Source organism: Heyndrickxia sp. FSL W8-0496 (assembly GCF_038007825.1).
Classification (GTDB): Bacteria; Bacillota; Bacilli; order Bacillales; family Bacillaceae_C; genus Heyndrickxia; species Heyndrickxia oleronia.
This window is the reverse complement of sequence record NZ_JBBOXX010000001.1, coordinates 3,303,076-3,329,083: the sequence shown is the minus strand read 5'-3', so window position 1 is coordinate 3,329,083 and position 26,008 is coordinate 3,303,076. Positions and strand designations below refer to the sequence as shown.

At 33.7% G+C, this 26,008-nt stretch carries 25 protein-coding genes; 20 read left to right on the top strand and 5 right to left on the bottom strand.

All coding sequences use genetic code 11. The features are described from left to right. Positions 1–502 precede the first annotated feature (502 nt). Together NST63_RS16745 and pyc are read left to right on the top strand one after the other, a co-directional pair. Positions 503–1,714, top strand: a complete 1,212-nt coding sequence (locus NST63_RS16745) for an FtsW/RodA/SpoVE family cell cycle protein (protein ID WP_078110203.1) — start codon at positions 503–505, stop codon at positions 1,712–1,714. Between the two features lie 48 nt (positions 1,715–1,762). Continuing rightward, entirely contained in the window at positions 1,763–5,203 is a 3,441-nt protein-coding gene (gene pyc, locus NST63_RS16740) for a pyruvate carboxylase (protein WP_341043006.1), read from the top strand. 38 nt (positions 5,204–5,241) lie between these two features. On the opposite strand, the gene NST63_RS16735 is transcribed toward pyc, so the two are convergent. Then, positions 5,242–6,159, bottom strand: a complete 918-nt coding sequence (locus NST63_RS16735; RefSeq protein ID WP_071976606.1) for a COX15/CtaA family protein — start codon at positions 6,157–6,159, stop codon at positions 5,242–5,244. Positions 6,160–6,726: 567 nt separating this feature from the next. Between NST63_RS16735 and cyoE the strand changes: the two genes are divergently transcribed. The 7 genes from cyoE to NST63_RS16700 all read left to right on the top strand — a co-directional run bounded on the left by cyoE (position 6,727) and on the right by NST63_RS16700 (position 13,550). Continuing rightward, positions 6,727–7,638, top strand: a complete 912-nt coding sequence (cyoE, locus tag NST63_RS16730; RefSeq protein ID WP_058002515.1) for a heme o synthase — start codon at positions 6,727–6,729, stop codon at positions 7,636–7,638. Between the two features lie 93 nt (positions 7,639–7,731). After that, positions 7,732–8,817 carry a cytochrome c oxidase subunit II gene (gene coxB / locus NST63_RS16725; protein WP_058002516.1) on the top strand — a complete coding sequence of 362 codons (1,086 nt, stop codon included), beginning with the start codon at positions 7,732–7,734 and terminating at the stop codon, positions 8,815–8,817. A gap of 32 nt (positions 8,818–8,849) precedes the next feature. Continuing rightward, positions 8,850–10,727, top strand: coding sequence for a cytochrome c oxidase subunit I (gene ctaD / locus NST63_RS16720; protein ID WP_058002517.1), 1,878 nt, complete (start codon positions 8,850–8,852; stop codon positions 10,725–10,727). Next, complete coding sequence (locus NST63_RS16715; protein WP_058002518.1) at positions 10,728–11,357, top strand: cytochrome (ubi)quinol oxidase subunit III; 630 nt, start codon at positions 10,728–10,730, stop codon at positions 11,355–11,357. Positions 11,358–11,361: 4 nt separating this feature from the next. Next, positions 11,362–11,694, top strand: coding sequence for a cytochrome c oxidase subunit IVB (gene ctaF, locus NST63_RS16710; protein ID WP_058002519.1), 333 nt, complete (start codon positions 11,362–11,364; stop codon positions 11,692–11,694). Positions 11,695–12,138: 444 nt separating this feature from the next. Then, positions 12,139–13,050, top strand: coding sequence for a cytochrome c oxidase assembly factor CtaG (gene ctaG / locus NST63_RS16705; RefSeq protein WP_212942091.1), 912 nt, complete (start codon positions 12,139–12,141; stop codon positions 13,048–13,050). Between the two features lie 38 nt (positions 13,051–13,088). Beyond that, a complete protein-coding gene (locus tag NST63_RS16700) occupies positions 13,089–13,550 on the top strand; it encodes a DUF420 domain-containing protein (RefSeq protein WP_071976611.1) in 462 nt (153 codons plus the stop codon). A 117-nt stretch (positions 13,551–13,667) separates the two neighbouring features. Here NST63_RS16700 and NST63_RS16695 read toward each other — a convergent pair whose 3' ends face one another. Continuing rightward, positions 13,668–14,027 carry a YugN family protein gene (locus tag NST63_RS16695; RefSeq protein WP_058002522.1) on the bottom strand — a complete coding sequence of 120 codons (360 nt, stop codon included), beginning with the start codon at positions 14,025–14,027 and terminating at the stop codon, positions 13,668–13,670. Positions 14,028–14,451: 424 nt separating this feature from the next. On the opposite strand from NST63_RS16695, the gene NST63_RS16690 reads away from it, so the two are divergent. Next, positions 14,452–15,522: a CAP domain-containing protein gene (locus tag NST63_RS16690; RefSeq protein WP_373312612.1), complete on the top strand. Its 1,071-nt coding sequence runs from the start codon at positions 14,452–14,454 to the stop codon at positions 15,520–15,522. 184 nt (positions 15,523–15,706) lie between these two features. Here NST63_RS16690 and NST63_RS16685 read toward each other — a convergent pair whose 3' ends face one another. After that, a complete protein-coding gene (locus NST63_RS16685) occupies positions 15,707–16,189 on the bottom strand; it encodes a PaaI family thioesterase (RefSeq protein WP_212942090.1) in 483 nt (160 codons plus the stop codon). Positions 16,190–16,421: 232 nt separating this feature from the next. Here NST63_RS16685 and NST63_RS16680 point away from each other — a divergent pair, with 232 nt between their 5' ends. From NST63_RS16680 to NST63_RS16660, 5 genes are all read left to right on the top strand, one after another. Further along, positions 16,422–16,832 (top strand): YlbD family protein, encoded by a 411-nt coding sequence (locus NST63_RS16680; RefSeq protein WP_341043003.1) that lies wholly within the window; start codon positions 16,422–16,424, stop codon positions 16,830–16,832. Positions 16,833–16,847: 15 nt separating this feature from the next. After that, positions 16,848–17,087, top strand: a complete 240-nt coding sequence (locus tag NST63_RS16675; RefSeq protein WP_212942087.1) for a YlbE-like family protein — start codon at positions 16,848–16,850, stop codon at positions 17,085–17,087. A 374-nt stretch (positions 17,088–17,461) separates the two neighbouring features. Further along, positions 17,462–17,851, top strand: a complete 390-nt coding sequence (locus tag NST63_RS16670; RefSeq protein ID WP_212942085.1) for a hypothetical protein — start codon at positions 17,462–17,464, stop codon at positions 17,849–17,851. Positions 17,852–17,935: 84 nt separating this feature from the next. Beyond that, the gene (locus tag NST63_RS16665; protein ID WP_341043000.1) at positions 17,936–18,382 is read left to right on the top strand and encodes a YlbF family regulator; all 447 of its coding nucleotides are present in this window, start codon (positions 17,936–17,938) and stop codon (positions 18,380–18,382) included. 105 nt (positions 18,383–18,487) lie between these two features. Further along, complete coding sequence (locus tag NST63_RS16660; RefSeq protein ID WP_058002528.1) at positions 18,488–18,763, top strand: YlbG family protein; 276 nt, start codon at positions 18,488–18,490, stop codon at positions 18,761–18,763. Between the two features lie 224 nt (positions 18,764–18,987). Here NST63_RS16660 and NST63_RS16655 read toward each other — a convergent pair whose 3' ends face one another. Beyond that, complete coding sequence (locus tag NST63_RS16655; RefSeq protein ID WP_212942080.1) at positions 18,988–19,377, bottom strand: DUF7147 family protein; 390 nt, start codon at positions 19,375–19,377, stop codon at positions 18,988–18,990. A 167-nt stretch (positions 19,378–19,544) separates the two neighbouring features. Here NST63_RS16655 and NST63_RS16650 point away from each other — a divergent pair, with 167 nt between their 5' ends. The 3 genes from NST63_RS16650 (at position 19,545) to coaD (ending at position 22,670) form a co-directional block, all read left to right on the top strand. After that, positions 19,545–20,966, top strand: coding sequence for a stalk domain-containing protein (locus tag NST63_RS16650; RefSeq protein ID WP_341042998.1), 1,422 nt, complete (start codon positions 19,545–19,547; stop codon positions 20,964–20,966). Between the two features lie 632 nt (positions 20,967–21,598). Further along, complete coding sequence (rsmD, locus tag NST63_RS16645) at positions 21,599–22,162, top strand: 16S rRNA (guanine(966)-N(2))-methyltransferase RsmD (RefSeq protein ID WP_212942078.1); 564 nt, start codon at positions 21,599–21,601, stop codon at positions 22,160–22,162. 13 nt (positions 22,163–22,175) lie between these two features. Further along, entirely contained in the window at positions 22,176–22,670 is a 495-nt protein-coding gene (coaD, locus tag NST63_RS16640; RefSeq protein ID WP_212942074.1) for a pantetheine-phosphate adenylyltransferase, read from the top strand. Positions 22,671–22,685: 15 nt separating this feature from the next. Here the strand turns inward: coaD and ylbJ are convergent, their stop codons facing one another. Continuing rightward, the gene (ylbJ, locus tag NST63_RS16635) at positions 22,686–23,909 is read right to left on the bottom strand and encodes a sporulation integral membrane protein YlbJ (protein ID WP_212942072.1); all 1,224 of its coding nucleotides are present in this window, start codon (positions 23,907–23,909) and stop codon (positions 22,686–22,688) included. Positions 23,910–24,055: 146 nt separating this feature from the next. Here ylbJ and NST63_RS16630 point away from each other — a divergent pair, with 146 nt between their 5' ends. After that, positions 24,056–24,853: a patatin-like phospholipase family protein gene (locus NST63_RS16630; protein WP_341042997.1), complete on the top strand. Its 798-nt coding sequence runs from the start codon at positions 24,056–24,058 to the stop codon at positions 24,851–24,853. Beyond that, positions 24,843–25,883 (top strand): SepM family pheromone-processing serine protease, encoded by a 1,041-nt coding sequence (locus tag NST63_RS16625; RefSeq protein WP_341042996.1) that lies wholly within the window; start codon positions 24,843–24,845, stop codon positions 25,881–25,883. Before NST63_RS16630 ends, NST63_RS16625 begins: the two co-directional genes overlap by 11 nt. Positions 25,884–26,008: the final 125 nt, after the last annotated feature.

Here is a 26,008-nt window from a genome sequence, read left to right as displayed (position 1 = left end):
AGTAGGGGCATTTTACTCAAATGATAAATCACATGTAAAACTATCTTGTTCAAACAGCTAAAATAAAAAACTCAAACAGTTCACAGAAATTGTTTGAGTTTTTTTGTAGAGGCACTTTACTTTAACTTAGTTGTTAGTTAGTAAATTGGAAAGGCTCTATTCCCACACATTGTTGCTATTTATGTAAAGTTTAAATAAATAACTATGTGCTGAAGACCGTTACACCTTTTCTTTCACTGAGAAAAGAGCTACAAACTTTATACGAATTGCTGAATCTTTTACAAAAGTAACAAACTATACGAAAACAGCCATTGGTAAAGAGAATATTTGTTTAGTATTTTTATCAATTAGAATGATGAATGAAATGAGTTTTATTGAAATTAGAAGAGGGGACAACATATGTTTAATGAATAAATTGGAAATAAAATAATGCTATTTTCTAGCAGGAAATAAAAATATTTTGAAGAATACCTTTAATAGACTAAAGGATTGGAAGGGTAATATGTTAAAAAAAATCTTAAAGTCTTATGACTATTCCATTGTCATCGTGTACATACTTCTTTGTTTATTTGGTTTAGTGATGATTTATAGTGCTAGTATGGTTGTAGCTGTGCAAAGATATAATTTTGAAAGCAACTATTTTTATGTTAAACAAGTAAAAAGCCTAATTCTATCATTCATTGCATTTTTTATAACGGCTTTCTTGCCCTATAAAATGTATAAAAGTAATAAATTTCTAGGCTTGATGATGCTAGTTTCGATAATTGGTCTTGCAGGTATATTTGTTTTCGGACATGTATCTAATAATGCACAGAGTTGGTTTAGATTAGGGACAAGCTCTATTCAACCATCAGAATTTGTAAAATTAAGTGTCATTATTTATTTATCAGCAGTGTATGCTAAGAAACAATCTTATATTGATCAATTTAATAAAGGAGTTATTCCACCACTTTTATTTTTAATATTTGTTTGTTTTCTTATAGCGATACAACCGGATTTAGGTACAGCTAGTATTATCTTCGCTATTGGCTTAACAATTATCCTTTGTTCGGGGATGAAGTTGAAAACGATGATGAAGCTATTTGGTTTAGGACTTCTTGTCGTTCTTATTCTTTCTCCAGTAATTTTCTTAAAGAAAGATCAAATTTTTTCGGAGACTCGAATAGGTCGTTTTACTGGGTTTATGGATCCTTTTGGTACTAAGGCAGGTGAAGGCTTTCAATTATATAATTCTTATCTAGCATTAGGTACTGGGGGAATTAAAGGATTAGGACTCGGTCAAAGCGTTCAGAAGCTAGGTTATCTACCAGAACCTCATACAGATTTTATAATGGCGATTATTGCTGAGGAGTTAGGCATTTTTGGTGTAGCTTTTGTTTTATTAGGCCTGTCTTATCTAGTTTTAAGAGGAATATATATTGGCGTCAAATGTAGGGATCCTTTTGGCAGCTTACTTTCTATTGGAATATCAAGTATGGTTGGTATTCAAGCATTTATTAATTTGGGAGGGGTGTCTGGAATAATCCCTATTACAGGTGTACCTTTACCATTAATAAGTTATGGTGGATCTTCATTATTACTTTTATCAGCTTCACTTGGTGTGTTAGTTAATGTATCTATGTTTGTTAAATATGAGGAAAAATATAAAAAGAAACAGGAACACACAACTATGCAGAAGACAAGTATAAATCATCGAGGATTTAAGGTTCATTAACAAAATTAATGCCCATCAGGATGATCATACAAAGGGGAGAGATCAATAATGAAAAAGATAGAAAAAGTATTAGTAGCGAATAGAGGAGAAATTGCTATTCGTGTATTTCGCGCATGTACTGAACTTAATATTCGGACGGTTGCGATTTATTCGAAGGAAGATTCAGGTTCCTATCATCGATTTAAAGCGGATGAGGCATACTTGGTTGGTGAAGGAAAAAAACCAATTGATGCCTATTTAGATATAGAGGGGATTTTAGAAATAGCAAAAAATGCTGGTGTAGATGCAATTCATCCAGGCTACGGGTTTTTATCTGAGAATATCCAATTCGCCATTCGATGTAAAGAGGAAGGGATCACATTCATTGGTCCAAAAAACCATCATCTTGATATGTTTGGTGACAAGGTAAAAGCAAAGGAGCAAGCGCTACTAGCAAAAATACCAGTAATTCCAGGTAGTGATGGTCCTGTTCATACTCTAGGTGAGGTTCAAGAATTTGGTGAGTCTTATGGCTATCCGATTATTATTAAGGCCTCCCTAGGGGGCGGTGGACGCGGAATGAGGATAGTCAATCATGCAGGAGAAGTAGAAGAGGCATATTCTCGTGCTAAATCTGAAGCGAAGGCTGCATTTGGAAATGATGAAGTGTATGTTGAAAAGTTTATAAAAAACCCAAAACATATTGAAGTGCAAATATTAGGTGATGACGAAGGGAATATTGTTCACTTATTTGAAAGAGACTGTTCGGTACAAAGGCGACATCAAAAAGTTGTAGAAGTTGCCCCATGTGTTTCACTTTCTGATCAATTACGCGAAAAAATTTGTCAAGCCGCGGTCCATTTAATGAAAAAAGTCAATTATGTTAATGCAGGAACTGTAGAATTTTTGGTTTCTGGTGATCAATTTTATTTTATTGAGGTTAATCCTCGTGTACAGGTAGAACATACGATTACTGAAATGATAACAGGCGTAGATATTGTCCAATCTCAAATAATGATTGCAGAGGGCCATTCACTACATAGTGATAAAGTTAGTATACCTAACCAAGAAGAAATTAAAATTAACGGCTTTGCCATCCAATCCAGGGTAACAACAGAGGACCCATTAAATCACTTCATGCCGGATACTGGCAAGATTATGGCTTACCGTTCTGGTGGTGGATTCGGTGTACGATTAGATGCTGGGAATGGTTTTCAAGGAGCAGTTATTACACCGTACTACGATTCTTTATTAGTTAAACTTTCGACCTCTGCTATGTCTTTTGATCAAGCGGCAGCAAAAATGGTTAGAAATTTGAAGGAATTCAGAATAAGGGGGATTAAAACAAATATTCCATTCCTTATTAATGTAATAAAACATAAAAAGTTTATTACTGGTGAGTATGATACTTCCTTTATCGATACGACTCCAGAATTATTTGAATTTCCAGTTAGCCGTGACCGCGGTACTAAAATGCTTAGCTATATAGGAAATGTGACCATTAATGGTTTTCCAGGGTTAGAAAAGCGCGAAAAACCAAATTTTGAAAAAAGTAGAGTACCAAAAATTAATCATATTGAGAAAGCTAATTCGGGAACAAAGCAAATCCTGGACCAAAGTGGTGCAGATGGTTTAATAAAATGGATTAAATCAAAAGATGAGGTACTTTTAACTGATACAACTTTCAGGGATGCTCATCAGTCTTTATTAGCGACAAGGGTAAGAACACATGATATTCAGAAAATCGCTGAGCAAACATCCAAATTACTACCTGAGTTATTTTCATTAGAGATGTGGGGTGGCGCGACATTTGATGTAGCCTATCGCTTCTTAAAAGAAGACCCATGGGAGAGATTGATTAAATTAAGGGAACAAATCCCTAATGTCTTATTTCAAATGCTATTTAGAGGATCAAATGCAGTTGGTTACAAAAATTATCCTGATAATATCATCCGTGAATTTATCCGCTTATCTGCAAATTTAGGTATAGATGTTTTTAGAATTTTTGATAGCCTCAATTGGGTAAAAGCAATGGAAGTAGCAATTGATGAAGTAAGACAAACAGGAAAAATTGCCGAGGCTGCTATTTGCTATACTGGGGATATAAATGATCCTATGAGACCAAAGTATAGCATACAATACTATAAAGACCTCGCAAAGGAATTAGAGAGCTTAGGGGCACATATACTTGCTATAAAAGATATGGCAGGTCTCTTAAAACCTCAAGCAGCTTATCGATTAATTTCTGAATTAAAAGATACAACGGATCTTCCAATCCATTTACATACACACGATACGAGTGGTAATGGATTATACACATATGCTAAAGCTATAGAAGCTGGTGTTGATATTGTTGATGTAGCACTTAATTCGATGTCAGGACTAACGTCACAGCCGAGCTTAAATGGTCTCGTTTATGCATTAGAAGGTACGGAAAGAAAACCAAATATAAATATCGATTCCATAGATAAACTTAATTATTATTGGGAGGATGTAAGAAAATATTACAGTGGATTCGAAAGTGGTATGAATTCCCCTCATACTGAAGTTTATCGTCATGAAATGCCTGGCGGACAATATAGTAATCTACAACAACAAGCGAAAGCAGTTGGACTTGGTGAACGTTGGGATGAAGTAAAGGAAATGTATCAAATAGTGAATCGCATGTTTGGTGATATCGTCAAAGTAACTCCTTCTTCAAAGGTTGTAGGAGATATGGCATTATTTATGGTTCAAAATGAATTAACTGAAAATGAAGTTCTTTCTCGAGGATTGAAGATAGATTTTCCAGATTCTGTCGTCGAATTTTTCCAGGGTTATTTAGGTCAGCCTGTTGGAGGTTTCCCTAAAGAATTGCAAAAAGTGATTCTAAAAGATCGTAAACCTATCACTGTTCGCCCTGGTGAATTAATGGAGAATGTAGATTTACTCGAACTAAAAGAAAAACTATCTAAAGAAATAGGTAGGGAAGCATCTGAATATGACACATTGTCCTATGCATTATATCCAAAGGTATTTTTAGAATATGAAAAAGTCACGCAACAATTTGGTAATATTTCAGTGATTGATACACCAACTTTTCTATATGGAATGACGCTCGGTGAAGAAATAGAAGTTGAAATTGAAAAAGGAAAAACCTTATTTGTTCAATTAGTCTCTATTGGTCAACCACGTGTTGATGGGACTAGAGTTGTTTATTTTGAATTAAATGGTCAACCACGAGAAGTGATCATTAAGGATGAGAGTATTAAATCTGCTGTTGCAAATAAAGTAAAGGCAGATTCGAAAAATGAACAACATATTGGTGCAACGATGCCAGGAACGGTCATTAAACTAATGGTTGATAAAGGGGATAGAGTCAATCAAGGTGATCATTTAATGATAACAGAGGCAATGAAAATGGAAACAACTGTTCAAGCACCGTTTACAGGTGTAGTCAAAGAAATTTACGTTCAAAATGGTGAAGCTATTCAAACAAATGATTTATTAATTGAACTGAATAGAGAATAATAGGAAAGGTGGCCGAGAATGGGCCACCTTTTTTATGATTATTTAGTTTGTTTTGAATTACTATTACTTCTACCTATTAATAATATGAAATAGCTTAAAAGTCCAAATAAACAAGAAATAAATAATGCATGTGCAAGTGCAATATATAGATTCAATCTCGTGAAGATAACTAGAGCTCCTGCAATTACTTGTAAACAGACTAAAATAAATGCAATAATCCATCCTCTATAAATGACTACCTGATCTTTGTAGTGTTTAATACTTAAATAAGTAATATAAGCAATCCATAGAAAGATAATCCCTGCAGCTAAACGATGTCCCATTTGAATCCATTGATGTAAGTTGGTTGGTAATCCAATAGAATCGTTTAAGCAAAATGGCCAATCCCTGCAAACTAAACTTGAATGAGTATGGCGAACAAGAGCCCCAGTGTATACAACCATATAACTATAGATTGTGACAGCAATCGTATGAAATTTCATTCGTTTATCAATAATGATACTTGAAGCATCGAATTTTTGATCCACTTCAAAAATGAGTAAGGTCAATAAAAATACAGAGGCAAAAGAAATAAGTGATATTCCGAAATGCAGTGCCAATACAAAGTCAGATTGTCCCCATACAACTGCTGCAGCCCCTACTAGTGCTTGTAAAATTAAAAAGAAAAGAGATAAAATTACTAGAAATTTTGTTTCCCTTTTATGTCCAATTGTTTTCCATGCCCAAATTGATAATATGAGTAATAGAATTCCTACACCACCTGATACTAAACGATGGGCAAGTTCAATAACTGTTTCTATTGTAATATGGCTCGGAATAACCTGCCCATGACATAATGGCCACGATCTACCACATCCCATCTCAGAACCAGTTTTGGTTACTAATGCCCCGCCAATAAGAACGAAGAGCATACCGAGAGACGTTAAGGTCGCGAGCCATCTTAATCCTCGATGCAATCTATTCACCTTCTTCTAATTGTCATTCTATATTATTTATCTATGCAAATGAATGATTAATAAAATTGATTCACTTAATGATAGTACATAATTACTGCTAAAAAGACAACCGATAAAATGTTACAATTCATGGACCTTTACTAGTAAAAAAGTATTTTTGAGTTAATTACATGGACAATCTGCTAAGAGTATATTTATAATAAGGAAGCGTGAGTAGAAATAGACACATTTTAGACATAAAAGCGTTGGAAAAATGTCACAAAAATCGGCTCGGATATGTTTTAATATGAAGTTGATGGATTAAAAAAGGGTGGGGGATTATCAACCATAAAGTCTATTTTTATGTAGTTTGTGGTAAACTTTGACTAGAATCATGACATATATAATATTACTTTTATACATAATAATAGTAATCGTGAACAATTAGCGAAAATTTGTTGAAATATAGAAATACAAGGAAATTTGTTTTATAGTAATATTATATATGTTGTTTACAAAGTCACTTAGTTAAAAGTTTATTGCTAGTACATAGCGAGGATCAATGCTGTAGAGAAAGGGGGGGGAAGTATGTCGAACAGTCGAGTTATCGAAATTGACAGCTCCGGTGTTGCAGAAACAACAGCATTAAAAGATTTTTTATCTTTAATTAAAATTGGAATTGTCAATTCAAATTTAATCACAACGTTTACGGGTATGTGGTTAGCTTTAGTAGTAACCAATCAACATTTTTTACAGTCTTTAGATACAGTAATTCTCACATTGCTGGGTTCTGCACTAATAATAGCTGGATCTTGTAGTATTAATAACTATATTGATCGTGACATTGATCCTATTATGAGTCGAACCAAATCCAGACCGACAGTAACTGGTAAAATGAGTGGAGCGAAAGTCTTAACTATTGGTTTATCCTTCATTACTGTTGGAACTATTCTATTATTTTTTACATCGATAACTGCAGGAGTTATAGGTATTATAGGAATATTTAGTTATGTAGTTCTTTACTCCATGTGGTCAAAACGCTTATATGTAAGTAATACAATAGTTGGTAGCATTTCTGGTGCAGTACCGCCACTTATTGGTTGGGCAGCTGTAGATCCCAATTTGGATATCATGGCATGGGTACTCTTTTTAATGATGTTTATCTGGCAGCCTCCACATTTTTATGCATTAGCAATGAAACGTTGCGAGGAATATAGAGCAGCAAACATTCCAATGCTACCGGTTGTTAAAGGATTTGAAGTGACTAAACGCCATATTGTATTTTGGGTAGCGTGTTTACTACCATTACCATTTTTCCTCATGCCTCTTGGTATAGCATTTGTTATTTTAGCAACTGCATTTAATATCGGGTGGCTAGTGATGGGAATTGCAGGGTTTAAAATGAAAGATGATTTGAAGTGGGCAAAAATAATGTTTGTCTATTCTTTAAACTATCTAACCATCTTATTTGTAGCAATGGTAATCGTTACCGTCATTTAACTTTGGGAATTCTTTCTTTATTTTAAGAAGTCCACATATATAACAGTCCTTGTTACTAAAAGACATAAAATGAAAGTGGGGTTTGATTAAGCTATGAAACAATGGCTGAAAAAATGGCGTCTTGTCTCAGTTCTTGCTGTATTGGCGCTTGCTCTTTCCGGCTGTGGTGAGCCATTCTTATCAACATTGAAGCCAGCCGGTGAAGTTGCTCAGAAGCAATTCGATTTAATGATTTTGAGCGTAAGTATAATGGTACTTGTAATTTTAGTAGTTGTAGTAATTTTCTTAACAGCTATCATTCGTTTCCGACGTACAAAAGAAAAAGAGAACATGATTCCAAAACAAGTTGAAGGTAACCACGTTCTTGAAATTGTATGGACAGTTATTCCAATTATCTTATTGGTTATTCTAGCTGTTCCAACAGTTGCAGCAACATTTAATTTTGGTGATACAAAGGCAATGGAGAAAAAAGACAAAGATGGCAATCCGAAAGAGCTTGTAATCAATGTCCGTTCTAACCTTTATTGGTGGGAATTTGAGTACCCAGGCCAAGGAATTGTAACGAGCCAAGATTTAGTTGTTCCAACAGATCAAAAAGTTTATTTTTCATTAAAATCTTCTGATGTAAAACATTCATTCTGGATTCCAGCAGTTGGTGGGAAAATGGATACGAATGTTGATAACATTAATAAATTTTGGTTAAAGTTTGACAGCAAAAAAGCTGAAGAAGCAGGAAATCTTTTTTATGGAAAATGTGCTGAGCTTTGCGGACCATCACATGCTTTAATGGACTTTAAAGTAAAAACGATGTCTCAAGCTGATTTTTCACAATGGGTTAAAGATATGAAGAACGTTGGTAAGGATGGAGTACAACCAACAACAGCTTCTGAAGAACAAGGACAAGAAATATTTAAGAAAAACTGTATTAGTTGTCACGCTATTTCACCAGACAACGGTACTCCTGAAACAGCACGTCTAGCTCCAAATTTAACAACATTTGGTGAACGTGAACGTGTTGCAGGTATTTTAGATCATAATAAAGAAAATGTAAAAAAATGGATTAAAGACCCACAGGCATATAAACCTGGTAATGAAATGCCTGCTTTTAAAGATAAGCTAAATGAACAAGATTTAGATGCTTTAGCAGATTATTTAATGGGTTTAAAAGTGCAACATTAATTGGTTATTAAGGCATAAAGGGAGGTTTAACTGTGAGTAGTAAAGCTCAGAAAAGAGGCTTTGGTGCTGTCATTTGGGACTACTTAACAACGGTAGACCATAAAAAGATTGCAATTCTTTATTTGATTGCTGGGGGATTGTTCTTTTTAATCGGTGGTATTGAGGCATTGATTATTCGTATTCAGCTTGCATTTCCTGATAGTAATTTTGTAAGTGCAGGCCTATATAACGAAGTTCTTACCATGCATGGAACAACAATGATATTCTTAGCGGCGATGCCACTTGTATTTGCATTTATGAATGCTGTCATGCCGTTACAGATTGGTGCGCGTGACGTTGCGTTTCCATTTATCAATTCTTTAGGTTTTTGGTTATTCTTCTTTGGGGGACTTTTCTTAAACTTATCTTGGTTTTTAGGTGGCGCTCCTGATGCAGGTTGGACTTCATATGCATCACTTTCACTTGAATCACCTGGACATGGTGTAGACTTTTATGCATTAGGATTACAGATTTCTGGTTTTGGTACATTAATGGGGGGAATTAACTTTTTAGTTACCATCATTAATATGCGTGCGCCAGGTATGACTTATATGCGTATGCCGATGTTTACTTGGACAACATTTGTTACATCTGCATTAATTCTTTTCGCATTCCCTCCATTAACAGTTGGAATGTTTATGTTAACTTTTGACCGGATGTTTGGGGCACAATTCTTTGAGGTTGCCGGTGGAGGTAACACGATTATTTGGGAACATTTATTCTGGATTTTTGGACACCCAGAAGTTTATATCTTAATCTTACCAGCGTTTGGTATTTTCTCGGAAATCTTTGCTGTATTTTCAAGAAAAAGATTGTTCGGATACTCATCAATGGTCTTTGCAACGGTCCTAATCGGATTCCTTGGATTCATGGTTTGGGCTCACCATATGTTTACGGTTGGTCTTGGTGAGGTAGCCAATGCAATCTTCGCTGTTGCAACAATGACGATTGCGATTCCAACAGGGATGAAAATCTTTAACTGGTTATTAACTATGTGGGGCGGTAATATTAAATTTACAACTCCAATGTTATGGGCTGCAGCGTTTATCCCTTCATTCCTAATGGGTGGGGTAACAGGTGTAATGCTAGCAGCAGCGCCAGCAGATTATCAATATCATGATACTTATTTCGTAGTAGCTCACTTCCACTATGTTATTGTTGGTGGTGTTGTATTTGCTCTAATCGCAGGTACTCAATTCTATTGGCCAAAAATGTTTGGTACGATGTTAAATGAGGCACTAGGAAAAATAACATTCTGGACATTCTTAATTGGATTCCATTTAACATTCTTTATCCAACATTTCTTAGGATTAATGGGTATGCCACGTCGTATTTGGAAGTTCCTTCCGAATCAAGGTTTAGATACAGGAAACTTAATCAGTTCTATTGGGGCTGCTTTCATGGCCTTTGGTGTAATTGTCATGTTAATCAATATTGTCATTACATCTGTACGTAATAAAAAAGTTGGCAACGATCCATGGGGAGATGGACGTACACTTGAGTGGGCACTCCCATCACCACCACCTTTCTATAACTTTAAACAACTTCCATTAGTGCGTGGAGTTGATACATGGTGGATTGAAAAAATGGAAGGTAAAAAAGAATTAACACCTGCTGAACCACTTGGTGATATCCATATGCCAAATGGATCTATATTACCAGTATTTATTTCTTTTGGGTTATTCATCGCTGCCTTTGGTGCTATGCATCATCGTGACGAAGGTAATACTTGGGGAATTCCAGTTTTAGTTATTGGTTTAGCTATAGCATTAGGCTCTATGCTCATTCGATCTCTTAAAGATGATCATGGATTCCACATTCATAAAGAAGAATTAATTGAAGATGATAACGATAAGGGGGTTAAGGCGTAAATGCATGTTGAAGAAAAATTCACACCAAAAACATGGCCTGAAGCACCTGAAAAAGCTACCCTCGAAGGGAAAAATAAATTTTTAGGATTCTGGTTATTTCTTGGCGGCGAAACTGTATTATTCGCTTCCCTTTTTGCAACATATATTGCCTTAAAGGATAAAGTACCAGATCCTTCAATGGCACATGCGAAAGACCTATTTGAATTACCATTATCATTTATTGCTACAATGCTGTTATTGACAAGTTCAATTACCAGTGTATATGCAATGTATCATATGAAAAACTATAGCTTTAAGAAGATGCAAGCATGGTTACTTGTAACAGTTATCTTAGGTGCTGCATTCTTAGGATTAGAGATTTATGAATTCAATCATTATGTTCATGAATTCGGTCATACATTTACAAGCAGTGCATTTGGATCTGCCTTCTATACATTAGTTGGTTTCCACGGTGCCCACGTTGCTTTTGGATTATGTTGGATCTTGTCATTAATGATTCGTAATGCAGGTCGTGGTTTAAGTCTATACAACGCTCCAAAGTTTTACGTTGCAAGTTTATACTGGCATTTTATTGACGTTGTGTGGGTATTCATTTTCACAGTCGTATACTTAATGGGAATGGTGGGATAAGAATATGACAAATGAACAATTAAATTCCGGTAACCCTCGTGTAGATTATGAATATCGTCGCAGAAAGAATGCAGAGGAAATGAAGTATCAAGTAATCTCATTTATCTTAATGATATTACTAACACTAATAGCTTTTGGTGCAGTAGCTGCGGATTTATCAAAATGGTTTATCATTCCATTTATATTATTGTTGGCTGTTGTGCAAGTAATATTTCAACTATATTACTTCATGCATATGAGCCATAAAGGTCATGAAGCTCCACAGCTATTCATGTATTCTGGTGCATTAGTGGGATTTTTAACTCTGTTAACATTTTTCACGATTATTTGGTGGTAAGAAAAAAATCCAGTCGAAAGACTGGATTTTTTAATTTAGCGATCGGGTTCAGAAATAGTCTGATCCTCGTTTCGGTACTAGTCGATAAAAAATTTTTTTAGAAATGAATAGGATTCTCTTTTATAAGGGCTTATTTATTAAACGTTTGACTAATAATTAAATTGATAAGTCTTTCATTCCACTATGAAAAGAGCGTCTCCTGTATAAGAAATTGAATAAAGGCACAGTAGTTCTTTTATAAAAGCAAAAAAAATATAAAAACAGTCCTTTATTTTAATAGTAAAGTTGCATGGACAAGTTTTCTAATAAAAAACTGTCAATAACTTGTCATCTGGCAAGATTGAACATTAGTTAGGACAAAAGTATAATGAAGGATGAAAGATAAAAAACTTGTATGGTAGTACTCTATAATTAGCGTACAAGGGAAAAAAGAGGTGAAGGCATTTGCCTATAAGTATATTTGGTTTTCAAGCGCTATGGAGTCCATTTTTTATGATTACAATATTATTTATGACGGTTTTATATTTTCTGATAACAATAAAATGGCGAAAAGATTTTAAAAATAGTGAACCATTAACCAAAAAGCAAGCCATTTATTTTATAATTTCAATGATCCTTCTTTATCTTGTGAAGGGATCGCCTATTGATTTATTAGCTCATATTATGTTCACCTATCATATGGTTCAAATGTCAATTTTATTGATTATCATGACTCCATTATTGATGTTAAGTATACCTAATTGGCTATGGGAGGCATTTTTAAAGTTACCAGTTATTAAACCAATCTTTCGTTTTTTTACAAAGCCCATTTTAGCTGTCGTTCTATTTAATGTTTTATTCTCTTTTTATCACATACCATTTATATTTGACACAATTAAGATGAGTGAAACATTGCATGGTGGGTATACAATGCTATTATTCATTTTTGCATTGTTTATGTGGTGGCCATTATTAAATAGTCTACCTGATCAAACACAGTTGAGTGGAATTAAGCGGGTAGGTTACCTATTTGCTAGTGCAATATTGCTAACACCTGCCTGTGGAATACTTATATTTGCGGGAAAACCGTTATATGAAACCTATTCGAATGGGGCAGTATGGCTGCAGGCTATGACACTTTGTGTACCTACAGATACATTAGCAGGTTTAAATTTAAGTGGACCAGAATTATTCTCTACGCTTCCAGTAACAGAGGATCAACAATTGGGTGCCATTATTATGAAACTTGTTCAAGAGGTTATTTATGGATTTGTCCTTGCAAGAATTTTTTATGAATGGTTCAAAAAGGATCAAATAGAAGCGGAAGAGTTTACGCAACGAGCAATGATGGAACAACATCCGCAACCAACGGAATAAAATTTTAACTTAATTATTTTCTTTTGAGGGGAGAAACTATGTCAGTTCCTGTGTTACCTACTATAAGTACTTCGTGTATTGTTATTAGTGCCATATTTGTTGCCATTGGATGGAATTTAATTAGAAAGAAAAAAATAGATCAACATATGAGAGCAATGACAATCGCTGCTATTTTTGCAGTAGTATTTTTTCTTATTTACTCATCAAGAACTATTTTTATTGGAAACACTTCATTTGGTGGCCCAGATAATTTAAAAATATATTATACAGTATTTTTAATTTTTCATATCAGTCTTGCAACTATAGGCGCAGTTCTTGGAATTATTTCTTTATGGAGCGGTTATAAGGATCGTATTTCGTTCCATCGCAAGTTAGGGCCTATTACAAGTATTATTTGGTTTCTTACTGCGATTACCGGCGTTGTAGTCTATCTTCTACTTTATGTTTTTTATCATGGAGGGGAAACTACCTCAGTAATAAAAGCAATTTTAGGATTTTAAACCATTCTTTATTAAAGTTTTTTTGGAATAGAGAATGCTCTTTAATATTTATGGGGAAAATTCCATGTTTATAAAAGTAAAAAGAGTGCAGATAATCTTCTCTGCACTCTTTCTTTCTTATTCCGCAAATGCTTCTATCTCTTTCTTCAATGAATTTAGTAATTCTTCACATTGCTTAACAAGATGTGATGGATATACCTCGTCATCGCCATACTCAACCCCATGTGGGTAATAATGTTTACCTAAAATAGGTGTCATTAATTGCATATGTGCATCAAACGTATCAACATCGCCTTCAACTGCATAGGCTTGTACACGAAGATAATATGTTCCTTCTCTTATGATAAATTTACGATCATAAGAAACACGTTCGTAATCCCACTGCTCTGCACGGATCATACCATATTTTTTCATAATATCATCTAGTCTGTTTAAATCTGCTTTAAATAATTGAATCCCGATGTTCTCGAAGTTCATCTCTTATTTCCCTCCTAATGCTAAAAAGAACAAAAATAAAAAATAGCCAAATTCTCTCATGTTTAATAATAGTCTAAAATAATCTTTCTTGCAATGAATACATTGTGAATTATCAGTGATTATCAATACGTTCAAATTTGAAGAATCCGTTAGTCATATTATGTGCGTATGAAATAAATTCATGAATGGTTTATAGAAAAAGAAGGATGAAACGTTTATATATTTTTATAATCAATAACAGAAATAGTTATGTATTCCCACTATTCTTTTTTTCTAACCATTCATAAAGTATAAATGCTATAATAAGTATAGTAATAAAGATTTATTCAATAAAAACAAATAAAATAGTAGAGATACTTTTAATATAAATTCATATAATGTATATTCCTTGGAATATCCAGAATATTTAGAAGGAGGGGCGGATCTGCGTACACTTTTTAAAGTTTTTATCATTCTCGTTATTATATTTATATTAAGTCTATATTTCCATTTAAAACCTGACAATGAAAGTGTTATTCTTGATAGCAATATTAATAAAGAAACCCCTATGGATAATGAACAAGCCAAAAATTCACGTTCTGAATTAAAGCAAGGATATGAAAGGCCAAAAGTAGGTATATCTACTTATATTGGTGAATCTTCAAACAAAATTATTAAAAAATACGGTGAGCCTATAAGAAAAGATCCGTCCGCATATGATTATGAATGGTGGATTTATAATACAGGTGAGTCATATTTCCAGGTAGGAGTGTATAAAGGGAAAATTGTAACCATTTACGCTATCGGAAAAGATAATGATATAACACCATTTTCTATAGGAGAAAACATACAAAAAATTTATCAAAATATCTTCTTGGATACAGATATTACTGTTCAATATGAAGAAGGTACTTATCGTTTTGAACTCACTGAAGAGGATTTAAATATTCGACCATTAGTACAATTAGGATCTATTTATGCCCAATTATCTTTTGATAAATTTAAAGGAACACTATCCAGTGTTCGTTTTATGGACAAAGAAACCTTGATTAAACAACGTCCCTATGAAATGAGCTACCGTGGACGCTTAGTAGATCCTATGCCAATTGTTGATTCGAAATGGCGTCCAATTGAATTGGGAAGTGAAAAACAAATCTTTGATCTTACTAATATTATTCGTGAACGGTTTGGATTAAATAAATTAGAATGGGATCAAAAAACTGCTGATGTTGCGTATAAACATAGCAAGGATATGTTCTCTGAAAAGTATTTTTCACATGAATCTCCTAAATATGGTGACTTAAAGAAACGCTTAGATTCTGAACAAGTGTTTTATCAACTAGCAGGCGAGAATATCGCTGCACAATACATGGATGGACCATCAGCTGTTGAAGGTTGGCTTAATTCGGAGGGGCATAGGGAATCATTACTTGAAAGTAAATTTACACACATAGGGGTTGGGGTTTATCAGAAATATTATACACAAAATTTTATAGAGAAAAGCTGGGAAAAATAAACCTGCTTGTTATTGGACCTTGTATAACTCTACATGTAGAGGTTATACAAGGTTTTTTACTTCAAAAACGCATTTTTTGACCACTCTTTTTTGTACATCATATACTTTATTATACAGCTGAAAATAATTGCAAAATTTTAATAAGGGTATTACAGAAGTAGCGGAGAAAGAAAAAACCTTTTTGTTATTTTTTTATAATAAAAAAAGTTCCTGAACAATGAGCGATTTTCTTTCCATCATTTCGATGAACTGAACCTTCAATGACTAGAGTTTTTGTCCCTTTGTGTATAACTTCAGCGGATGCTCTTAAAGATTCTCCTATTCCAGGTGCAATATAATAGATTGAAAGGTTGGATGTAACAGCACCATACCCGGTAGGTAAAAGACTATTGGCTAATGTACCCATTGCTGTATCCAAAATAGTAGCCGTTACCCCGCCATGTACAATTTGTAAAGAATTTTCAGTTAGAGCACTAATTGGGATGGTAATCTCACACTTTTGGTCACTTATATCTCGATCCATATGTAGGATTCCGTCAATAAAAGTATAATTAACCTTTTCCTGTTTGCGTTTGACTCCATTTAATAGCTGATACATAACCTTTAGATCATCCTCATTTGCATTTTGAAGACATTCATTAAATAAAGCAAGTAAGTTTTCCTTCATGTTGTTATCCCTCTTTGTGAATTATTTTACTATTCTTAGTATTTCTTTTATCTTATCAAATAAAATCAATAGTGAAAACATACTCACCTTTTTTTGAATCAATCATATTCTATTAATGGATAGGCAAAAAACCATTGATTATTTTAAGTAAATAGTTGTTATGTTGAAGGAAACCTCTTCATCCAAAACATGTTATATATCGTTAGCTTTATCATATATGAGGTGAATGATTATGGGGAATAGTAAACTTCACCCTTCAGTTGAGAAATTTAAAGCCTTTGTGAAAACCCATCCAAAAATTATCCAAGATGTCAGGAATGGAAATCATACCTTGCAAGAACTTTATGAAGAATGGTATCTACTTGGAGAAGAAGATCCATACTGGGAAAAATTTCAAAGTGAAGGGAATGAAACTTTAGATTCTACAGCGAATAAAAAAGACACAAAAAGTGGAGGATGGATGAATCAAATTGGGAACATTATACAAAAGGTTGATGCTAATCAGATGCAAAATCACTTAAATAATTTGAGCCAAGTAATCGCCTCCGTTCAAGGGGTACTTTCCCAATTTCAAGGACAAAATTCAAGTGTAAATACTACACAAAATACTACTCAAAATCCATTTTCTTTCCGAAAAGATTGAGGGAGGCGATGATAAATGAGAAAGGAAATAATTGATTATATTTATTCAAAAAATGATTTAAAAGAGTTTTTGAGGAATCAACCAGCTTGGTATAGAAAGTTGACAAGAAATCCTGAGGAAATTAAAAAATTTGAAATTGCTTCCTTACATTTTTTTGAAAAGACCATACCTCAGCGTGTCGAGAAACTTTCAAGCAATCTTCAAATGGCATCAATGATGATGGGGATGTTACAAGGGCTATATTCACAAAAATAATTTATTTAGGCTCTTTTCGTTTAATGTGTTGCTTTTGTAAAGCCTTACTGCCGACTATTACATCTAACCAAGGCTCTGGGCGTAACTATGAAGTTTTCTCATGAAGATGAGGAGAGTTGAGGTTTTTAACTAATATTTTCTAGTCAAAACCTTATCTAAATAGCAAAAAGTTTAAGAAAAGAGCCTTATTATTAATAATTCCTTTTCGTTAATTAACTTTAGACCTGGATGATGGTGTTGGGAAAATATATGGATCTAAATGTAGAAGAGGGCCATACATAGTACAAATTGTCGCACATTTTTCATTAAAAAATGTGTATTTTTTTGAGTAAAAATCCTTGTTTAGCAGATGCTAATGATAAGGAGTGATAATCATGCGTGGTCTAATTTGTTTAATACTTATTCTCATTGTATTGAGTGGATGTAGACAAACTATACCAAAACCAGAGTCTTATAATGCTGAGGCCTCTGAGAACAATAAAGTAGTACAGTCCAATCCCAAAACTACCATAAAACATGTAATTCAAGGCTCTGATGTCTTTGTAGAGTGTATGGTACCAAGCATCTCATTTTCAGGTATGAATAAAAACGTTGAACGTGGAAAAATAAAAGTTTATGTAGATGGTGCCTTACATGGGGAGTACTATACAGCTGCATTTGTCATGAAGGGACTATCCAAGGGCGTACATCATATTAAAATTGAAGTGGTTAAGTTAAATAATAAAAGTCATGGATTATCAAAAGAATTCTATGTAACGATTTAATATTTAATATTTGCTTGGTGATTAGAGTCAACCATTCGCATGCTCACTGAAAACATGGTAAAATAAAAGTTGGAGGTGAGCTTTTTGCTTGCAACTATGGAAAGATTACAAATAATTACTGAAGCGCAGAAGTTAGCCGAAATGGTGCTACAATCTGAAGCTGCAGATGAATATAGAAAGAGCTTTTTAAAATTAAACAATGATCTACAGACACAGAAAAAAATAAAAGAATTTGTTAAGATGAAAGATTTATACTCAGAGGTACAAAGATTTGGTCGATATCATCCGGATTATAAAACAATCAACATCAGGACACGTGAAGCAAAGCGGGAAATGGATCTAGATGAAAACGTTGCTGCATTTCGTAAGGCGGAAAATGCATTACAGGATATTCTAGACCAAATTAGTGTAATTGTTGGGAAATCTGTGTCTCCTCATATTAAGGTGCCAACAGGTAATCCTTTTTTCGATGCCGGTTCTTCATGTTCAGGTGGATGTGGTTCTGGCGGAGGTTGTAGTTGTTCTGCATAAAGTTAGTAACCAATACAGAGTTTATTTGCAAAAAAGATTCTGACATTGATAGAGATATGCAAAATATGTTAAAATGATGTGAATGAGGGATTAAGGGGATAAAATATGTTTAATGAAAGACAAAGCTTAATTATTTGGCTTTATAATTTAAAACATGCAAAGACTCTGAGAAGGTTTGGAAATGTTCATTATGTTTCAAAAAGAATGAAATACGTTGTTCTCTATTGTGATCGACAAGAAATTGAAGAATTGCAGGAAAAGTTTTCTTCAATGCCATTTGTACGAAAAGTAGATCTTTCCTGGAAGCCATTCTTAAAAACAGAATATGAAAATTCAAAACCAGATAAGGCAAAAGAGTATGATTATAAAATTGGATTATAATACAAGAAGGTTGGTGAAGCACCAACCTTTTTTTATTTATTTAGGCTCTTTTCTTAAACATTGTTGCTATTTAAAGAAAGTTATAACAAATAACTATCGTCTGAAGACCACTACACTTTTCATTTTCCTTAGAAAAGTACTGCAAACTCCATAAGAATCGATGAATTTTTTACACCTAGTAATAAACTATACAAAAACAGTCTTTCTTGAAGAATTACAAGGACTTATTGCATCGGTGGAATATAGTGATTGAGTCTAAGGATTCCAATCAAATATTGATAAAATAAAGCATTTTCAGCGAATTCGCGCGAATTTTTGACTTCAATTTCGATTATTTGTTTGCCTAATTTCTCAGCAATCTGATTAAATAAATCAAAACGTTTATTTGGCAATATATGTGGATTTGGAATGCCCTCACGGCAAATATATAGTGCCTGAAACTCTCCTGGATCTGTAGGCTGAAGAACAACAACAAGCGAAGTCATAGGTTTTTCTTCAATTGTTGTGTGTAACGCCATTAAATGTGCTAAACGATGTTGATTAGCATTAGCTAATTCGATAAGTTCATAAATATCTGAGTATCCTTCACCTAATTCTATAAAACGTTGTAACATGTTCTCTTCCTCTTTATATTAATTTTTTATAAATGATAAAAGATTCTATAAAAATCCAATAAATATTTACACCTAGAAAAACAGCTCCTCATTATTGTATCATTGTGATAGCAAACAGAGAAGTATTCGAGATCAAATTAGAAATAATTAATTAAAGGGGAAAAAGGATGTTTCGTAAGTCAGTGGTAAAATATTTGATTTTTTTTCTGTTCATTTTCATCGGTAGTATACTTTATTTCCAATGGCATGGTTATTCAAGTGAACAAAAAAAGCAAGAAGTAGAAAAAGCAAGTCAAACGATTACAATTGAACATAATAATCGTACCTTTTATATTAAGCAAGTCATACACTCACTATCAAGTGGTACGTATTCAATTGAATGGCCAAGTGGCATTGAAAATCTAATTTGTATTGTTGGAGAAAAACAACAAAAATGTGTCTGGGAAAATGAAAATAAGTCTAAATTAAAGGTCGATTCAGATCGTATTACATTTCAATATGAATTAAAAGAAAACGGAAACCGGGTTGCCTTCCTATTAAAAGATTGGTTTTTTAAGCTTTCATCTTTAAATATAGCAGATAGTAAAATCAATTTAATAGAAAAGCAATATAAGCATGGGAACTGGATAACGCCCTCTAATAATACGACGATAAAGCAAAAAAAATGGATTAATTACTTTGTTTTTGATTTTAAAGGACAGGCTACCAATCTTTATTGGCAAAATAATGAATTAGAGGGAGAAAAGTTAAATGATTGGCTCACGTTTTATCATCAAAAAACTATAAATCTCCCATCAATTAATACGAGTCTAATAGAAAATCTAATTAAAAAACCTAACCCGATCGCGGTTATTATGACTAATTCCTATCCACAAACATTGCTGCCGTCACTTCTTATTTTGAATCCAAACGCTTCACCTAAAGAGATAGAGGAACGGATTAGCCGAGAGGTCATTAAGCAAGCTCTTACCTTTAAAACGAAAGAAGAGTGGATGTCAGATATTATTGTTTCAGCACAGTTAAAAAGAGCAGTTGGTTCTAATAAAGCTAAGAATATGTACGAAAATATAAAGGCAACGATTGGCGAGGAAAAGTTAAACCATTGGGTAGAACGGATTTTCAGTGAAACCTCAAATATGACCAGTGAAAAGTTAGATCAATTATTTGAAAAAACAACAGGATATGGCACAACATTTTTTTCAGATAATCATATCTATGAATTTCCAATGAAGCCTTTTATTACATTTGACCCAAGATCAATTAGTGTAAAAGGAAAAGAGGTAAGCGGGTTACATCTGTATTCTTATCAAGATAAGAAATACCTTTCCTTTTTAAAATTAGCTAAGGCTTTAGGATATGAGATAAAAAATAATGAACAGGAACAATCTATTATACTTACAAGTGGAGAAAATCAATTTCATTTTTATTTGCAAGGAAAAACATTTACATTTAATGGGGATAAGTATGGTTTACTCTCTAATCCTTTTTTAAAATTGAATCATGAATATTTTATTGATATAAATTGGGCTAAGCAAATTTTTAATACAAAAATTAGTGAAACAAATAAAGAAATACAAATATTTGATTAAAGCATGTATGAAGTTTGTCACTCCTTTCTGGTGCTAAAAGAAGGTTGGTGTCTTCAACCGATATTAATTCGTTTAAACTTCCCTTGGACAATATTTAATCAAAGAGTCAAATAATAAAAAACCCTGCAGATCGCTGCAGGGTCCTTCTATATCCTATGTAAAGGACAGAAGGCAAAGGGAGAGGAGAAACCGGAGGAAGAACTTATGGGGAAACGTAAGTCTTCTCCGCGGTTGGCAACAACATCGCAAAATGATGTTGCTAATTAAAGTATCACCATCATCGGCAAAATTATACATAATGTTTTAAGGTAGCCAAAAACAAAAAAATACAATTGTAAGGATTAAGTATACTACTTAGAAGAAGACAGTATTTGTATAGTTTGTTGCTTTTGTAAAAAAAGTTTCTTCATCCACAAAAAGATTCAGAGGTTCTTATGGGGTTTGCAGCTGATTTGTGTGGAATGAAGGTACGGAGGTCTACAGTTGATAGTTATGAGTTCCGACTTTTCTTAAATAGCAAGAAAGTTTGAGAAAAGAGACTAGCAGATAAACGATTTCACATTTCGCTTTTCCATGTTTCAACATTGTGGTAGGATAAGAAATGAAAATTTAGGAGCAATGTGGTGAATTGAATGAGAGTAATTTCTGGCAGCCAAAAAGGCAAGCAGTTGAAATCTGTTTCAGGAAATCAAACAAGACCAACTACTGATAAGGTTAAAGAAGCTATTTTTAATATGGTAGGACCTTATTTTGAAAAAGGCATTGGATTAGATTTATTTGCTGGAAGTGGTGGTCTTGGTATTGAAGGATTAAGCCGGGGGTTAGAAAAGGTTATTTTTGTTGACCGAGATCACCAGGCATATCAAACGATCAAATCGAATATTCACTCATGTGGTTTTGAAGAACAAAGTGAAATATATCGAAATGATTCAGAAAGAGCACTAAATGCGATAATAAAAAGAAATATACAATTTGATATTATTTTCCTAGATCCACCATATAAAAAGCAGAAATTAATTTCTTTACTAGAAATTATTGATAGGAAGAAATTACTAGTTGGAAGCGGTTACGTTGTTTGTGAACATAGTTCAGACATTCAATTACCAGATAATGTGGGAGAACTTGAACAGGTGAAAAAGGCGCAATATGGAATTATAAGTATTTCTATTTATAGTACGATTGGCAAAGGTGACTAAGGGGGAATTGAACATGGGGAGTATCGCAGTTTGTCCAGGTAGTTTTGATCCTGTTACATACGGACATTTAGATATTATAAAAAGGGCGGCTAAAGTATTTGATAAGGTATATGTCGTCATCTTAAATAATTCAGCTAAAAATCCTTTATTTACAGTGGAAGAAAGAGTTCGTTTAATTGAAGAGGTAACCAAGGTTATTCCAAATGTTTCTGTTGATTCATTTCAAGGCTTACTGGTTGATTATGCGAAAAGTGTTCAAGCCAATGCGATTATTCGGGGGCTTAGAGCTGTTTCTGATTTCGAATACGAAATGCAAATTACATCAATGAATAGGGTTCTAAATGAGGAAATTGAGACGTTTTTTATTATGACGAATAATCAGTATTCCTTTCTAAGCTCGAGCATTGTAAAGGAGGCTGCAAAGTATAAAGGCTCCATATCTGAACTTGTTCCACCTGAAGTAGAAAGAGCATTAAATGAAAAATATAGTAAATATAAAGAAAAATAGACGCGAGACTTGCGTCTATTTTTTTTGATTGGAAAATAAGGATCTTTGATAAATCAAAATATAAATGATTAATGATGTTATCGTAATAAGTGGACCTAACTGGACGCTCAAATGATATAAATATTCTAGTATGCCCTGTTGATCTTGTCCAAAGACAGGAAGAGTAACTGACGGATTAAAGGTTTCACGTAGATTCATATAAACTGGTTCCCAAATAAATATCGTAATAACAGCTGCGAAGATACCATGAAATATTCGAGCGATAAAGAATGGTTTAAAACGAATATCTGTCTGTGCAAGAATACTTGCTACCTGTGCTTGGATACTAAAACCGCCAAATCCAAGTATAAAACTAGTTAATATCGCTTGTTGGAAAAGCGTTGATTCTTTAACTCGACTAATAAGGTCACTGCCTATTGTAATTTCAAAAAGACCTGATATAAAAGGAATACTAAGCAGTTTCGGAAAATGTAAAACCGCGAAAAAATGTTCAATAACACTGGCTAATAGAGCGGTAATGTGAAGGTGATAGAGTAATCGATTCATTACAGAAAATAAAATGATAAATCCACCAATCATGAGCAATGTATGTATGGATGATGTGACTGCATCACCGAGTAATTTACCAATTGGTCTTTTATCTTCTATCCTAGTTTTATGTAGGGCACGAATTGCCTCCCAAATTGGAAATTTCCTTTTCTTTGCTGTCATACGTTCATATCGTGAATACCCATAAAATCTCATGATGATTCCAACAAAAAAGTTTCCTAAATAATGAGCAATCGCAAAAAGAATTCCTAAATTCTTATCGTGAAAAAAACCAACAGATACAGCAACGAAGATAAATAAAGGGCTTGAATAATTTGTAAAGGAAACGAGTCTTTCTGCTTCAATTTTTGAAAGCTGTCTTTCTTGCCTCAATCGTGCAGTGATCTTAGCTCCTGCGGGATTCCCTGAAGCCATCCCCATTGCCCAAGCAAAACCGCCAACACCTGGAACCCTAAATAATGGTCTCATAAGAGGTTCGAGGATAACACCGATAAATTTCACGACACCAAAGCCGATTAGTAATTCTGAAATAACAAAAAAGGGAAAAAGAGAAGGGAACACCGTTTCCCACCAAATTTTTAAGCCTCTTACAGATGCTCCAAATGTTTGTTCAGGAAGGATAATCATGGATATAGCCATTAAAGTTGCCCCTGAAGCTAAGAATATCGTTTTAAGTTTTGACAGTATCAAGCTTTGTTCCTCCCCTATTGATATTACATTTATACTTGTCCTCATATAACTCAATATACTCATAGAGAAATATTTTAGACCATATTATGTAAGGAACAGTGAAAATTTAATAGAAAAATATGATCCTTTTTATTGGGGGGATATTGGTGATGAAACCAAAAATAGGCTTAGCATTAGGTTCCGGTGGGGCGCGCGGATTTGCTCATTTAGGTGTGCTAAAAGTTTTAGAAGAAAATAAGATAACTATTGATTATCTTGCAGGAAGCAGTATGGGAGCGCTCGTTGCTGTTTTTTATAGTTTTGGACATAGTATGGAACAACTAATAAAAATTTCTACCGCTTTTAAACGTAAGTACTATTTAGACTTTACCATCCCAAAAATGGGGTTTATTGCTGGGAATAGGGTGAAGGATTTAATAAAAACATTTACGCATAATAAAAATTTGGAGGATTTACAAATTCCTGTTCAAGTAGTTGCTACCGACTTAATCAAAGGAGAGAAAGTTGTTTTCGCACAAGGTCCAATTGCGGATGCAGTTCGTGCAAGTTTATCAATTCCGGGAATATTTGTACCAGAAAAGGTGAATGATCGTTTATTAGTTGATGGTGGAGTTATTGATCGTGTTCCCATTTCTGTAGTTAAAGAGATGGGGGCAGATATTATAATCGGTGTTGATGTTTCCAGAGTGAAAAAGGATGCTGAAATCACAAATATTTATGATGTGATTATGCAGAGTATTGATATCCTTCAAATGGAGGCTTTGGCTAATCATGAGGGTGCATCAGATATCTTTATTCAACCTGACGCTTCACACTATGATTCACGTGCTTTTACAAATATCGAAGAAATCATTAAGATAGGAGAAGAGGAAACGAAAAAATTCATCCCTGAAATAAGGCAAATGATAGAGGAATGGAAGGTGAATAAAGAGAATGAAACGTAAAATATGGCTTCGTATAATTTTTATTGTGTTGATTATTTTGCTAGCTCTTACTTTTTATCAGTTACCATTTTATGTAGAGAAGCCAGGAATGGCACATGAACTAGACACGGTAGTTCAGGTCGAAAATGGTTATCATGATAAAGGCAAATTAATGCTTACTACGGTGCGTATGGGAAGGGCAAATATTTATAATTATTTACTTGCAAAAGTAAAAAAATATGAAGATATTGTTCCTCTAAATGAAGTTCGAGATAAAGACCAAACTGAAGAAGAGTATAATGTTTATCAATTATATTTAATGGAATCTTCGAAAAATAATGCTATTCAAGTAGCATATTCTAGAGCAGGGAAGTTTGTTGATTCTAATTATAAAGGTGTTTATGTTCTTGATGTGTATCCAGATATGCCAGCTGCAAAAGTATTAAAGCCAGGTGATCGAATTACTAAAATTGACGGTCATTCTTTTGAGTCATCTGAGAAATTTATTGATTATGTACAAAAGAAACAAGTCGCTGATACGATTACGATTACATTTGTTAGGAAGGGAAAAGAAAAAAATTCAACTATTCAATTAGCGAAATTTGATCATGCAGATGGAAAAATCGGTATGGGAATAGGACTTGTCGATGATCGTGAAATAATTTCAGATCCGAAAGTAAAATTAAAAACAGAAAGTATTGGAGGTCCATCGGCCGGATTAATGTTTAGTTTAGAAATTTACAATCAATTAACCAAAAATGATCTTACGAAAGGTCATAGTATTGCAGGTACTGGAACGATTGATCCAGATGGAACAGTGGGGCGGATTGGTGGTATCGATAAAAAAGTGGTTGCTGCTGATAAAGAAGGAGCCGAAATCTTTTTTGCCCCAGACGATGAAATTACACCAGAAATGAAAAAAGCATACCCTAATATTCAATCGAATTATAAAGAAGCTGTAAAAGCTGCAAAAGATATTGGCACGAAAATGAAAATTGTACCTGTAAAAACATTTGATGATGCATTAAATTATTTAAAAGCATTGAAATAAAAGGAAAGACAAATGGTTATCTCTCATTCACTTTTGTGAAGTTTGGGATAACCATCATTTTTCTTTGGATAAACAGATAACTAATCCGAAATAAGTTAAATACCGTCATTCCCCTTCATTTCACT